The following is an 11,833-nucleotide window of genomic DNA, read 5'->3' as shown; positions in this document are numbered from 1 at the left end:
CGAAGCGGAGCCATCATGGGCATTCTCCCGGCGCGGACGCGTCGTCCGCGCCGCCTCCCTGCTCCAGCCAGCGCTGGTAGAGATCGGGGCGGCGCTCGCGGGTGCGCTGCAGTTGCTGCGCGTGGCGCCAGCTGGCGATCACCGCGTGGTGGCCGTTGCGCAGCACCTGGGGCACCTCCATGCCGCGAAAGCTGGCCGGGCGGGTGTACTGGGGATGCTCCAGCAGCAGGGCGCTGTGGCTTTCGTCGTCGAGCGAGGCGGCGGTGCCCACCGTGCCGGGCAGCAGCCGCACCACCCCATTGATCACGGTCATCGCCGGCAGCTCCCCGCCAGTGAGCACGAAGTCGCCGATCGACACCTCCGCATCGGCCAGGCTGCGGATGCGTTCGTCGAAGCCCTCGTAGTGGCCGCAGAGCAGCACCAGCTGGTCGCAGCTGGTGGCCCAGTGGCGCAGGTGGGCCTGCCGCAGAGGCTGGCCCTGCGGGCTCATCAGCAACACCGTACGGCGCTCCAGTTGCGGGATCGCCTCGAAGGCGGCGAAGACCGGCTCGGGTTTGAGCACCATGCCCGCACCACCGCCGTAGGGCACATCGTCCACCTTGCGGTAGCGGTCGGTGGCGAAATCGCGGGGGTTGTGGGTGTGCAGGCTGGCCCGACCGGCGGCGAACGAGCGGCCGATCACCCCGAGCCCGCGCAGGGGCTCGAAGGCCTCCGGCACCAGCGTCACGACATCGATCCGCAGGCCGCTCACGGTGCTCAGGAGGCGCTCACGCGGCGAATCTCGCTGCAGAAACTGGCCACCGCGGCACTGCCATCGGCGCGGTGCTCCACGCTGCTGCGCAGGCGCAGGTTGGGCTTGGTGAACCAGATCCGTTCCCGCACCAGGCCCTCACGGCGCTGAAGTTCCAGTTCCAGGCTTCCGTCAGGCCAGAGTTGCCAGCGACCGATCGTTCCGTCGACGCCCCGCAGGCCGCCGTCACCGTCAAAGCCGAGCGTGCTGCGGATGCCCTCCGGGGCATTCACCTGCAGGCCGCCCAGATCGCCTGCGGCACCTGCCTCCAGCAGGGTCACCTCCACCTCCCCCCGCTCGCTCAAGGGAGCGGCGCCGTCGTCTGGGTTGCTGCTGGCGCTGCCGGCCAGCGTGCTGCGCAGACCCATCCAGCGGCCGGCGCAGAGCTGCAGGAAGGCGGGCAGATCCGCCGGTGGGAACGCTGGGCTCGGGCCGGTCATGGCGGCAGTGGGCGGGCGGTGCGCCCATCCTGAAGCACGGCTCAGGGCCCAGCGGCAACGGCAGGGGCCAGCGCGCCGCCGGGCGGCTCGCGCGGCCAGCCTTCACTCCTCCCGGTAGCCCAGCTCCGCCAGCCGCGCCGGGTTGCGGCGCCAGTTCGGCACCACCTTCACGAACAGCTCGAGGTACACGGGCCCGTCGAACACCTTCTGCATCTGGACGCGGGCGCCGCTGCCGATGTCCCGCAGCATGGTTCCGCCCTTGCCGATCAGGATGCCTTTCTGGCTGGAGCGCTCCACCACCACCGTGGCGAGCACGGCCGTTCGCTTGCCGTCTTCCACGATCCGCTCCACCTGGACCGCCACCGAGTGGGGCACCTCCTCGCGGGTGAGGGTCAACACCTGCTCGCGGATCAGTTCGGCGAGCAGCAACTGCTCCGGCTGGTCGCTGATGGTGTCGGCCGGGTAGAGCGCCGGGCCCAGCGGCAGCCGTGCCGTGAGGGCCGCCACCAGCGCCTCGCAGCCCTCGCCACTGGTGGCGCTGCATGGGAAGAGCTCGGCGAAGGGGGCGAGGGCTTCACGGGCGCCTGCGCCGCTGGTGGCGTCAGCAGGGGCGCCGCTGGGCTCGTCGCCGCGGAAGCCGGTGGTTCCTCGGTCGTTCAGCAGGGCGTCATAGCTGTGTTGCAGGGCGGTGGCTTCCGCCGGATCCACCAGGTCCCATTTGTTCAGGGCCACCAGCACAGGCCTGCGGCTCTGGCGCAGCAGCTCCACGATGAAGCCGTCACCGCGGCCGGCCGGCTGGCTGCCGTCCACCAACAGCAGCACCACGTCCACGTCGCCGATGGCGGAGCGGGCGCTGCGCACCAGCCGTTCCCCCAGCAGGTGATGGGGCTTGTGGATGCCGGGAGTGTCCAGCAGCACCAGCTGGGCGGCGGGAGTGGTGAGGATCGCCCTTAGACGGTTGCGGGTGGTCTGGGCCACGGGGGAGGTGATCGCCACCTTCTCCCCCACCAGCTGGTTGAGCAGCGTCGATTTGCCGACGTTGGGCCGGCCCACCAGGGCCACGAACCCGGAGCGGAAGTCGGGCGGGTGGCTCGCCGGTAGGAGCGGAGAATGCATACCTTCAACAGTGTCATCCCAAGGGCCGTCGATGTCTGCCTCCACCCCGGCTTCACTCGGTGCGGGAGCCGGAAGCCCCGCTGCTGTTCCCAGCTTTCCGCAGGCCATGGAGATCACGGCCCAGTGGCTGGGCTTGTGGGAGAACGGCGAGCTGAGCGACGAAGTGCTGGCGGATCGGGTGGGGGAGCTGGTGCAGAGCCGCGATGGCGCCCGGGGGTTCTTCGTGGTGGCGCTGGCCGGCGATTCCCCCCTGATGGACCGCCTGCCCGATGGCCTGGTGTGGCAGTTACGCCAGGCCGGCGCCGGTGTGGTGGATCTCACCGCCCGCAACCTGGCGATGAGCAAGGCGATGGCCTTGCACCATCAGCGCCAGGACGATGGGGCCATGCAGGCCAGTTCCGAGCGGGTGCACCAGCGGTGTGTGGAGTTGCTGCGCCTGCTGGACCCCAGGGCTGTGAAGGAGCGGCTTGAAACGCTGCTGGAGGCCACGGCAGGCCGTGGTAACGACGTGGCTTTCCTGGAGCGCTGGGGCTACGACGCCGAGCAGCGTGCCGCGATCGCGGCGGCGATCAAGGAAGTGGCAGAGCCCGCTTGAGAGGGAATGGCTGCTTGCAAGCGCATGGGCCGGCAGTTGGTTGGTGGGCTTGATCCCTCACCGCACCATCGCCGCCACGTTGCCGCCGTCGACGGTGAGCACGGCGCCGGTGGTGCGATCCAGGCGGGCCAGGGCCACGAAGGCCTCGGCCACATCGGCGGCGGTCACTTCCTGGCCCAGCAGGTTGCCGCCCATGTAGGCGGCCTCGCTGACGCCGCGGGCGACGGAGCGCGCGCGGATCATGGCGTCGTCGAGCAGGCCGGAGCGGATGCGATCAGCATTGATGGCATTGGCACGGATGCACTCCGTACCCCCCTCGAGCGCGTATTGGCGCATCAGCGCCAGCAGGGCCGCTTTCGCGATGCCGTAGGCACCGAAGTTCGGGCCGGGATTGAGGGCCTGCTTGGAGACGTTGAACAGCAGCTGGCCGCCCAGCGGGGAGGGATCGGGAGCAGCTGAGGTGAGGCCTGCGCCGTCCTGGGCGCGGAACACGGCGACAGCGGCCTGGGCCACGTGCTGGTGGGCGAAAAGGTTGAGCTCGAAGCTGGCACGCAGATCGGCGTCTTCAAGGGTGGCGATCGGGCCGGTCCAGGCGGCGCCGGCATTGGACACCACCAGATCGAGGCCACCGAAGCGGGTCACCAGCTGATCGATGGCCGCGCGCACCTGCGCCGGTGCGGTGACATCGGCATTGAGCGCCAGCGCCCGCTTGCCGCAGCTGGCGGCCACGGCGGCAGCCCCCTCGGCGTCACGATCGAGCACGGCCACCTCGGCACCGACGACAGCGAAAGCCCGGGCGATCGCCGCGCCGATGCCACCCGCTCCACCGGTGACCAACACCACGTGCCGGGCCAGGGGCAGCTCCTTACCCTTGCCGAGCTTGGCCTGCTCCAGGCTCCAGTACTCCATGTCGAAGGTGTCGTCCTCACCAACGGGCTGAAAGCGGCCCAGCGCCTCGGCGGCCAGCAGCGTCTGGGCCCAGGCCTCGGCGATGTCGGCGGTGACGGCGGCCGCCGCCGCACTGGCGCCCACTCCCACCAGGCCCAGGCCGGGGATGGCGATCACGCGCGGCAGGGGATCCAGCGGCGTCTTGTGGCCGCCCACGCGGCTGTTCTGGCGGTGCACGTAGGCCTGATAGTCGTCCACATAGGCCTGCATCACAGCTTCCAGTTGCACCGCCCAGGACTGCAGGGCCGGCCCGGCCTCGGGACCCTCTGCCGGCGGCGCCGGCGGCAGCACCAACGGTTGGGCCTTGGTGCGGATCACATGGTCGGGGGTGGCGACCCCCCGCCCGGCCCAGTCGCCAAGGCGCTGGTCGTTGGCCACCGCCAGGGAGTTGGCGGTCTGCCGCAGATCCAGCAGCCAGCGGCGCGCACAGCCCTGACGCTCGGCGGCCCGGCTCAGGGCCCCACGCACCAGCGGCAGCAACGCCGCCGCAGGTGCCGGGCGGCTCGGCAGTCCGCATGGCTGAAACAGGCGCTCGCTGTGGCTGAGGGCGCGCTCGGCCTCCTCCACCAGCGCAATCATCCGCTCGTAGCTCTGCTTGGCCGTGGCCCCGAAGGAAAACAGCCCGTGCTGGAGCAGCACCATCCCCTCCAGCTCCTGGCCGCGGGCGGCGGCGGACGCCGCGGCCGCCTCATAGGCCTCGGCGGCCGCCTTGGCCAGCGCGAAGCCGGGCATCACGTAGGGAACGATCGCCACCCGCTCGCCATAGACCCGACGGCACACCGCCTCGGCGTCGGGCTGATCGGCCAGCGCCAGCAGCGCCACCGCATGGGTGTGATCGATGAAGGCATGGGGGAGGAAGGCATGCAGCAGGGCCTCCACCGAGGGGTTGGGCGCCGCCGGATCGATCAGGTGGCGCCGCTGGGCCGCCACCATGTCCTCGTCGCTGAGGGACGGCAGCGCGCGCAGCCGCAGCAGCGGCTCCAGCTGCACGGCCGGGTGGCCCGGCGGCTCGATCGTGGCCAGATCCCAGCCGCTGCCCTTGACGCACAACACGGAGATGGTGTCGCCGAGCAGGTCGGTGACGCTCGTTTTCAGCGAGGTGTTGCCGCCGCCGTGCAGCACCAGTTCCGGGTCGGCGCCCAGCAGGCGGGCGGAGTAGGTGCGCAGGGCCAGCGCCTCGCTCACGCCCCGGGCGCCGTAGTGGGCCACAGCCGCCTGCGCATCGGCGTCGGACCAGCGGTTGAGCACGGCCATGGGACGGGAAGGAGCTTGGGGGAGACTACGGGGAGCCACCCTGCAGGGCCTGCCCGTGTCGTCCCACTGCCGCCGCAGGCCCCCGCTCACCCCGCAGCAGAAAGGCAGGGGGTGGGCGGCAGCGGCGTTGCTGCCGGTGGTGCCACTGGTGATGCTGGCCCTGGCGGCGCCCGGCCCGGCCCAGCAGCCGAACCCGCCCCAGATTCCCCGCGACGGCTGGAAGGACTGCGAGTACAACGGCAAGCCCCTGGCCTGCGTGGATGAGCAGATCCCCGGCGGCCTGAAGATCCGCTGGAAGGACGGCCTGTCGATGACCTACCGGGAGATGTCCGGCAAGGGCAAGGACCCCAGCGGCAGCGACCTGCTGCGCGACCGGCTGGGGGGCCTCTGGCGCCGGGAGCTCTACGTGCAGGACAACATCTCGCTCACCAACGACGCCAACGGCAACCGGATCTTCGTGCCGCTGCGCTTCCCCTGCAAACCGCCCCTGAAGGGGGAGGTGGGCTACTGCCGCTACTGACCCCGCCGCCATGAGAGCGATTCTCGCCACCCCTGCCCTGGTGGACACGGAGCTGCCGGAGCCCGTGCCCGGCCCCCACGACCTGCTGGTGCGGATCGAGGCGGTGGCGGTGAACCCGATCGACACCAAGTTGCGTGCAGCCGTGGGCCCCGGCGCGGCTCCGAAGCAGCTGGGCTGGGATGGTGCCGGGGTGGTGAGCGCGGTGGGGGAGCGGGTGCGCCGCTTCCGGGTGGGGGATCCGGTGATGTTCGCCGGCGATGCGGGTAGGGCCGGCTGCAGCGCCGAAGCCGTGCTGGTGGACGAGCGCCTGGTGGGCCGCAAACCGACCCGGCTCTCCTGGGCCGAGGCGGCCAGCGTGCCGCTGACGGGGCTGACGGCCTGGGAGTCCCTGTTCGAGCGCCTCGGGCTGGATCCGGATGACGGCGGTGGCGGGAGCGCCAAGGGCGCCAGCCTGCTGATCCTCGGCGGCGCCGGCGGGGTGGGCTCGATTGCCATCCAGCTGGCCCGCCGGGCCGGGGTGGTGGTGATCGCCAGCGCCTCGCGCCCCGAGAGCACCGCCTGGGTGCAGGAGCTGGGGGCCCACCACGTCGTCGACCACCACCGGCCCCTGGCTCCCCAGCTGGCCGCCCTGGGCTTCGAGGCGGTGGATCGGATCGCCAACTTCAGCGACACCGACGCCTACTGGGAGGTGATGGCCGAGCTCATCGCCCCGCTGGGGTCGATCGTGGCGATCGTGGGCAACCGCCACCCCCTCGACCTCAACCTGCTCAAGGCCAAGAGCGTGACCTTCGCCTGGGAGTTCATGTTCAGCCGCTCCCAGTTCCAGACCGCCGACATGGGGCGGCAGGGGGAGATCCTGGATCACCTCGCCGCGCTGTTCGAGGCCGGCGAGCTGCGCCCCACCCTGGGCCGCACCCTCAGCCCCATCAACGCCACCAACCTGGAGCTTGCCCATGCCCAGCTGGCCTCCGGGAGCACGATCGGCAAGATCGCACTCAGCGGCTGGGGCTGAGCGCCATGGGCGCCCGCCGCACTCGGGGAGGCCTCAGCGCACGGCCACCAGCACCCGGTGGCGGGGGTCGCAGGCCTCCCGGCGCACGTCGCGGAAGCCAGCCTGCTCCAGGGTCCTGGGCAGATCGAGGCCGAAGTAGTCGGCCAGGTAGGGCTCGGTGCTCTTGAGCAGGGTGGCGATCGGCGCCGGCAGGCGGCGGATCACGGCCGAATCGGGATCCTGATCCACCAGGGCCACCACCCCGCCGGGACGCAGGAGGCGCGCCGCCTCCTGCAGCACCGCCCGGGTGGCGCCTGCGGGCAGCTCGTGGCAGACGAACTGGAGGGTGATCAGGTCGACGCTGGCCGCCGGCAGGCCGGTGGCTTCGGCGGCGGCGTGGTGCCAGCGGCGGATGCGGCCGCCGGGGTCGCGGACCCTGGCCACCGCCAGCATCTGGGGGGAGAGGTCGAGGCCGTCGACGGCGACGCCTGTGCCCTCACGTCGCTCCAGCCAGTCCTTGAGGGCCAGGGTGCCGACGCCCACCGAGCACCCGATGTCGAGAGCGCTGCGCACCGGGCCGATGAGGCTGGGCTCGATCGCCGCAAAGATCGCGTCCCGCAGCCGCCGCTGGGCGTCCTGGGGCTCCAGGGTCTCCCCCGGCCACACCCGCAGGGCCATCGCATCGGTGGCCTGCTCCGCCTCACCGGCCGCCTGCCAGCAGAGGTTGCCCTCCTGGTAGGCGTGAAACCGGGCCCGGTAGTAAGGCGGCACCTGGGTGGCCGCATCCGAGCTGCTGGCCAGCAGCGGCTCGGCCTGCCGCACGAGCTCCTCGCACCGCGCCCGCCAGGCGATGCCGCGGCGCTCGGCGGTGCGGATGATCAGCTGGCGGGCCTGGAGGAACAGCAGCCGGCGCAGGGGCTCGACCGCCAGCAGCCGGTCGATCAGCCAGCCGAGGGGATGGCGCGAAGCCACCCAGTTGGGGGGCGGGGCGGCGGCGGTCAGGGCCGGAGCGGCGGGCTGGGCCTGGGCCATGGCGGCGGAGCGGCAGTGGCGGGGGACTGCATTCTCGCCGCAGCCAGCCCGGCTGAATCGGGGTACGGTTGCACTGCTGCCGCGAAGAACAAGCCATGGACTGGCGTCCCCGTCTGCTGGCCTTCTCCACCTCCCTGCTGGTGGGAGCCGGCGCCCTGGTCGGCGGAGCCGCCCTGGCCACCCCGGCCGGATCCCTGCTCAAGGGCCTGTCACTGCCGCTGCCCAAGCCGGCCGCCAGCCTGTTCGCCGCGAACGCCATCGGCCAGACCAGCCTCAACACCCAGCTGCCCGGCAAGCCGGACGAGCTGCTCGCCAAGGTGAAGGCCTCCCTGGCCAAGCAGGGCTACAGCGAGCGCAAGATCAACACCGTGGTGGGCCCGTGGGGCTTCAACCTGGTGCTGGATCCGCCGGCGGGCACCAAAGTGGATGGCACCGCCGAGGGCAAGGCGGCCGCCCTGGTGCTTCAGGCCACCGCCCTCGGCCCCAACCAGCTGAACCTCAACGTCCGCTTCGAAGGGCTCTGAGGGGTCAAGGACCAGAGTGGCCCCATGGACAGCAAGCCAGCCCCCAACTGGTGGGCCCGCAACTGGAAATGGCTGGTGCCGGCCGGCTGCCTCACGGGGGTGGCCGGGCTTGCCGGCTTCATCGCTCTGATCGTCGGCCTCGTGTTCGGGCTGATCAAATCGACCACGCCCTACCAGCAGGCCCTGGCCAAGGCCCAGAAGGATCCGGTGGTGATCAGTCGGCTGGGCGCCCCGATCAATGGGGGCTTGCTGGTGTCCGGCAGCGTCAATCTTTCCGGTGGCACGGGCCAGGCCAACCTGGCCATTCCCCTGCAGGGGTCCAGGGGCAACGGCACCCTGTACGTGGAGGCCCGCCAGAGCGCCGGCACCTGGACCTACTCCACCCTGACGGTCCGACCGGACGGCGCCGGTGAACCCATCAGCCTGCTGCGGCCCTCGCTCTGAATCGAGCGACGGGCAGCTGCTCAACCCGCGGCCACCGCCACCGAGGCGGCATAGAGGGCCTGGAGGCCCGCCTCGCTGGCCGGCGCCACGCCCCGCTCGGTGATCAGGGCCGTCACCAGCCGGGCGGGGGTGACATCAAAGGCGGGGTTGAAGCCGTCGCTGCCATCGGGCACCAGCTGCACGCTGGTGGGCTCCCCTGCGGCGGGCTTGCCGGCGATGCGGGTCACCTCCAGGGGGGAGCGGGCCTCGATCGGGATCTCGGCCACCCCGTCGGCGATCGACCAGTCGATGGTGGAGGCGGGCAGGGCCACGTAGAAGGGCACGCCGTTGTCGTGGGCGGCCAGGGCCTTGAGGTAGGTGCCGATCTTGTTGCAGACATCGCCGCAGCGGGTGGTGCGGTCGGTGCCGACGATCACCGCATCCACCTGGCCGTGCTGCATCAGATGCCCGCCGGCGTTGTCGACGATCACGGTGTGGGGCACCCCCTCCCGGCCCAGCTCGAAGGCCGTCAGGCTGGCCCCCTGGTTGCGGGGGCGGGTCTCGTCAACCCACACGTGGATCGGCAGGCCGGAGCGGTGCGCCTTGTAGATCGGCGCCAGGGCCGTGCCCCAGTCGACCGTGGCCAGCCAGCCGGCATTGCAGTGGGTGAGCACGTTCAGGGGCTGGCCGCGGCGCTCCTCGGGGCGGCTGGCGGCGATCTCCTGGAACAGGCGCAGGCCGTGGTCGCCGATCGCCTCGCACATGGCCACGTCCTCCTCGGCGATGGCGGCCGCCTCGGCCTTGGCCGCCTCGGCGCGCTGCTCCGCCGCCAGAGGCAACACCTGGGCCCGCACCCGTTCCAGGGCCCAGCGCAGGTTGATGGCGGTGGGGCGGGTGGCATCGAGGCGCTCGAAGGCCGCGGCCAGGGAGGCATCGGAGGGGTCGGCCTGCAGGGCCAGCATCAGCCCGTAGGCCCCGGTGACGCCGATCAGGGGAGCCCCCCGCACCACCATGGTGACGATCGCCTCGGCCGCCTCCTCGACGCTGGTGAGCGAGCGGGTCACGAAGCGGTGCGGCAGCAGGGTCTGGTCGATCACACCGACCGAGCGGCCGCCATCCTCCAGCCAGATGGTGCGCCAGGGCCTGCCGTCGATGTTCATGGAGGTGCGGGGGGTGCAGGCATCGGCCCCATTGTTTCGCCCTGCTGCCCAGCGGCGCCGGGCGGGGACGTGAGCCAGAACACCACGGCAGGAAATGATCAGAAAACCAACCTAAAATCGGCGAAACCCATCCCTCCAGGCCATGGCGTCGAATCCGGTCACCTGGTTTGAGCTGAACGTCCACGACATCGAGCGTGCCAAAGCGTTCTATACGGCCGTGTTCCAGGTGGAATTCCAGGACTTCTCCAACCCAGAGATGGCCTACTGGTGCTTCCCGATGGATGACGGGCAGGTGGGCGCCGGTGGGGCACTGATGAAGATGGCGGGGTGCGAACCGGGGAAAGGCGGCACGATGGTGTATTTCAATTGCGACGATTGCGCGGTGGAGGAAAGCCGCGTGGTGCCCGCTGGCGGCACGGTGTGCCGGCCGAAGATGGCGATCGGCAACTTCGGCTTCATCTCTGTGGTCATCGACACGGAGGGCAACCCAATCGGGCTGCATTCGCTGCGTTAGCCGAAGCCACCAGGGTCAGGCGGCGGAAAGAAGGCGTCCTGTTCTGGCGGTTGTCGGCGTTGGAACGCAGCCTTCAGCTCGGGCAGCGGTATCCCTTGTCATTGAACAACACCAGGGAGGCATCCGTCACCTCCGGGTCGTAGAGAACACCGCGGTGGTGGGTGATCTCCTCGACAGCGGCAGTGGGGCCCAAGCCTGCACGGTAGGACCGGTGGAAACACATCGTCTCGACCACGTCGGCCACAGCCAGGATCCTGTCTTCCATCAACAATTGATTGCCTGGCAGGGCGTCAGGGCATCTACTTCCGTTGATGTGCTCGTGGTGTTCCAAGTGGCACTGCACAGCTAAGCGGCCAGGCTCGTCAATCCGCCCGGCCAGGGGAACTACAGGTGCCGCCGATGTTCATCGCGTGGTCAGCTGGGAGGTATTCAGTTGATGCAGAGCGGATGACCTGCTCATGCGTTGCGGATACAGCACTGATGAAGGCGTAGAGGCAAGAGCATCTGGTGGCGGGAAGGAGCGGGGAGCCTTTCCAAGTCCATCCCCCTCGCGGGATAGTCACTGAGCGGACCATTGTTTCAGCATGCCATTCGTGCACGAAACCTTCCTGCAGCAAGCCATTCATTCAGCGGGCAGCGCGTGCTGCGCTGCTGCGACGGCCATAGACAATGGCGCCGAAACCGGTGACATACATCAACAGGCTGTAGACGGCGGCTGGTATCGCCATCTCCGGGCTGTTGAGCAGGCCGGCGGTGATGGCGATCGCCAGCGTGCCGTTCTGGAGGCCCACCTCGATCGCCAGGCAGATCCGCTGAGCTGGGGGCAGACGAAACAGACGGCCAGTGAAGAAACCCGCCAGCATCGCCAGCAGGTTGAGCATCAGCACAGCGAGGCCCACCTGCGCCAGGAAGCCCGGCAGCCTGGTGCCCTCCCGCGCGAGCAACAGCACAATGATGAGCGCCAGCAGCCCCGCCGCCAGGCGGCTCATGTGCGGCTCGAGACGTCGCGCCGTTCTGGGGAAGCGCCGGCGAATGATCATGCCGATCGCTGTAGGCAAGAGGGTGATCAGGAAGATCTGCAGCATGGTGGATCCAATTGGCAGGGAAATCGCCGCCTGCGCGTTGAGAAAATGCTGCAGTGCCAGGTTGGTGAACAGCGGAATCGTGAACACAGTGAGGATGCTGCTCACGGCCGTGAGAGTGACCGACAACGCCACATCACCCCGCGCCAGATAGGTGAGCAGGTTGGAGGAGGGGCCACCAGGACAGAGCGTCAACACAATCAGACCCACCGCAATCGTCGGCTGCATGGGCACCACCAGGGCCACAAGAACGCCGATCAGCGGCAACACCAGGAGCTGGCACAACGTACCGATGGCCACAGCCTTGGGATCACGTGTGATGCGCTGAAAATCCTCAGCTACCAGACTGAGCCCCATGCCCAGCATCACGATCGCCAACGCAAGCGGCAGCAGAACCGCCGTGAAGATGGTGCTCTGCATCAGCCGCTGCTGGTCAAGAGAGGA

At 70.1% G+C, this 11,833-nt stretch carries 14 protein-coding genes; 6 read left to right on the top strand and 8 right to left on the bottom strand.

The window, feature by feature from the left end; all coding sequences use genetic code 11:
- Window positions 1-13 precede the first annotated feature (13 nt).
- From trmD to era, 3 genes are all read right to left on the bottom strand, one after another.
- A complete protein-coding gene (gene trmD, locus CJZ80_RS08660) occupies window positions 14-742 on the bottom strand; it encodes a tRNA (guanosine(37)-N1)-methyltransferase TrmD (RefSeq protein ID WP_094512793.1) in 729 nt (242 codons plus the stop codon).
- A 14-nt stretch (window positions 743-756) separates the two neighbouring features.
- A complete protein-coding gene (locus CJZ80_RS08655) occupies window positions 757-1,230 on the bottom strand; it encodes a phycobiliprotein lyase (protein ID WP_094512613.1) in 474 nt (157 codons plus the stop codon).
- 102 nt (window positions 1,231-1,332) lie between these two features.
- On the bottom strand, window positions 1,333-2,346 hold the full coding sequence (era, locus tag CJZ80_RS08650) for a GTPase Era (RefSeq protein ID WP_094512612.1): 1,014 nt from the start codon (window positions 2,344-2,346) through the stop codon (window positions 1,333-1,335).
- Between the two features lie 31 nt (window positions 2,347-2,377).
- On the opposite strand from era, the gene CJZ80_RS08645 reads away from it, so the two are divergent.
- Window positions 2,378-2,941 carry a hypothetical protein gene (locus tag CJZ80_RS08645; protein WP_094512611.1) on the top strand — a complete coding sequence of 188 codons (564 nt, stop codon included), beginning with the start codon at window positions 2,378-2,380 and terminating at the stop codon, window positions 2,939-2,941.
- 57 nt (window positions 2,942-2,998) lie between these two features.
- On the opposite strand, the gene CJZ80_RS08640 is transcribed toward CJZ80_RS08645, so the two are convergent.
- Window positions 2,999-5,143: a bifunctional aldolase/short-chain dehydrogenase gene (locus tag CJZ80_RS08640; protein ID WP_094512610.1), complete on the bottom strand. Its 2,145-nt coding sequence runs from the start codon at window positions 5,141-5,143 to the stop codon at window positions 2,999-3,001.
- A gap of 55 nt (window positions 5,144-5,198) precedes the next feature.
- Between CJZ80_RS08640 and CJZ80_RS08635 the strand changes: the two genes are divergently transcribed.
- Together CJZ80_RS08635 and CJZ80_RS08630 are read left to right on the top strand one after the other, a co-directional pair.
- Complete coding sequence (locus CJZ80_RS08635) at window positions 5,199-5,663, top strand: hypothetical protein (protein WP_233132931.1); 465 nt, start codon at window positions 5,199-5,201, stop codon at window positions 5,661-5,663.
- Between the two features lie 10 nt (window positions 5,664-5,673).
- Window positions 5,674-6,675: a zinc-binding alcohol dehydrogenase family protein gene (locus CJZ80_RS08630; RefSeq protein ID WP_094512607.1), complete on the top strand. Its 1,002-nt coding sequence runs from the start codon at window positions 5,674-5,676 to the stop codon at window positions 6,673-6,675.
- 33 nt (window positions 6,676-6,708) lie between these two features.
- Here the strand turns inward: CJZ80_RS08630 and CJZ80_RS08625 are convergent, their stop codons facing one another.
- Window positions 6,709-7,686 (bottom strand): class I SAM-dependent methyltransferase, encoded by a 978-nt coding sequence (locus CJZ80_RS08625; protein WP_094512604.1) that lies wholly within the window; start codon window positions 7,684-7,686, stop codon window positions 6,709-6,711.
- A gap of 95 nt (window positions 7,687-7,781) precedes the next feature.
- Here CJZ80_RS08625 and CJZ80_RS08620 point away from each other — a divergent pair, with 95 nt between their 5' ends.
- Both CJZ80_RS08620 and CJZ80_RS08615 read left to right on the top strand, forming a co-directional pair.
- Window positions 7,782-8,210: a hypothetical protein gene (locus CJZ80_RS08620; RefSeq protein WP_094512601.1), complete on the top strand. Its 429-nt coding sequence runs from the start codon at window positions 7,782-7,784 to the stop codon at window positions 8,208-8,210.
- A 24-nt stretch (window positions 8,211-8,234) separates the two neighbouring features.
- Window positions 8,235-8,654, top strand: a complete 420-nt coding sequence (locus tag CJZ80_RS08615; RefSeq protein WP_094512598.1) for a cytochrome c oxidase assembly factor Coa1 family protein — start codon at window positions 8,235-8,237, stop codon at window positions 8,652-8,654.
- Window positions 8,655-8,674: 20 nt separating this feature from the next.
- Here CJZ80_RS08615 and mtnA read toward each other — a convergent pair whose 3' ends face one another.
- Window positions 8,675-9,793: an S-methyl-5-thioribose-1-phosphate isomerase gene (mtnA, locus tag CJZ80_RS08610; protein WP_094512596.1), complete on the bottom strand. Its 1,119-nt coding sequence runs from the start codon at window positions 9,791-9,793 to the stop codon at window positions 8,675-8,677.
- 142 nt (window positions 9,794-9,935) lie between these two features.
- On the opposite strand from mtnA, the gene CJZ80_RS08605 reads away from it, so the two are divergent.
- Complete coding sequence (locus CJZ80_RS08605; protein WP_094512593.1) at window positions 9,936-10,307, top strand: VOC family protein; 372 nt, start codon at window positions 9,936-9,938, stop codon at window positions 10,305-10,307.
- A gap of 73 nt (window positions 10,308-10,380) precedes the next feature.
- Here CJZ80_RS08605 and CJZ80_RS15935 read toward each other — a convergent pair whose 3' ends face one another.
- Window positions 10,381-10,650, bottom strand: coding sequence for an HD-GYP domain-containing protein (locus CJZ80_RS15935; RefSeq protein ID WP_369803012.1), 270 nt, complete (start codon window positions 10,648-10,650; stop codon window positions 10,381-10,383).
- 283 nt (window positions 10,651-10,933) lie between these two features.
- Window positions 10,934-11,809 carry a bile acid:sodium symporter family protein gene (locus CJZ80_RS08595; RefSeq protein ID WP_094512587.1) on the bottom strand — a complete coding sequence of 292 codons (876 nt, stop codon included), beginning with the start codon at window positions 11,807-11,809 and terminating at the stop codon, window positions 10,934-10,936.
- Window positions 11,810-11,833: the final 24 nt, after the last annotated feature.

The organism is Synechococcus sp. MW101C3 (assembly GCF_002252635.1).
Classification (GTDB): domain Bacteria; phylum Cyanobacteriota; class Cyanobacteriia; order PCC-6307; family Cyanobiaceae; genus MW101C3.
The sequence above is the reverse complement of the archived record's forward strand: the minus strand, read 5'-3'. Positions and strand labels throughout refer to the sequence as shown.

Excerpts from the sequence above, each read along its gene's own strand:
- CJZ80_RS08645 (WP_094512611.1), top strand. The coding sequence starts at position 2,378 with ATGTCTGCCTCCACCCCGGCTTCACTCGGTGCGGGAGCCGGAAGCCCC.
- CJZ80_RS08625 (WP_094512604.1), bottom strand. The coding sequence starts at position 7,686 with ATGGCCCAGGCCCAGCCCGCCGCTCCGGCCCTGACCGCCGCCGCCCCG.
- CJZ80_RS08595 (WP_094512587.1), bottom strand. The coding sequence starts at position 11,809 with ATGCAGAGCACCATCTTCACGGCGGTTCTGCTGCCGCTTGCGTTGGCG.
- CJZ80_RS08605 (WP_094512593.1), top strand. The coding sequence starts at position 9,936 with ATGGCGTCGAATCCGGTCACCTGGTTTGAGCTGAACGTCCACGACATC.
- CJZ80_RS08640 (WP_094512610.1), bottom strand. The coding sequence starts at position 5,143 with ATGGCCGTGCTCAACCGCTGGTCCGACGCCGATGCGCAGGCGGCTGTG.
- mtnA (WP_094512596.1), bottom strand. The coding sequence starts at position 9,793 with ATGAACATCGACGGCAGGCCCTGGCGCACCATCTGGCTGGAGGATGGC.
- CJZ80_RS08655 (WP_094512613.1), bottom strand. The coding sequence starts at position 1,230 with ATGACCGGCCCGAGCCCAGCGTTCCCACCGGCGGATCTGCCCGCCTTC.
- CJZ80_RS08615 (WP_094512598.1), top strand. The coding sequence starts at position 8,235 with ATGGACAGCAAGCCAGCCCCCAACTGGTGGGCCCGCAACTGGAAATGG.
- CJZ80_RS08630 (WP_094512607.1), top strand. The coding sequence starts at position 5,674 with ATGAGAGCGATTCTCGCCACCCCTGCCCTGGTGGACACGGAGCTGCCG.
- CJZ80_RS08620 (WP_094512601.1), top strand. The coding sequence starts at position 7,782 with ATGGACTGGCGTCCCCGTCTGCTGGCCTTCTCCACCTCCCTGCTGGTG.
- era (WP_094512612.1), bottom strand. The coding sequence starts at position 2,346 with ATGCATTCTCCGCTCCTACCGGCGAGCCACCCGCCCGACTTCCGCTCC.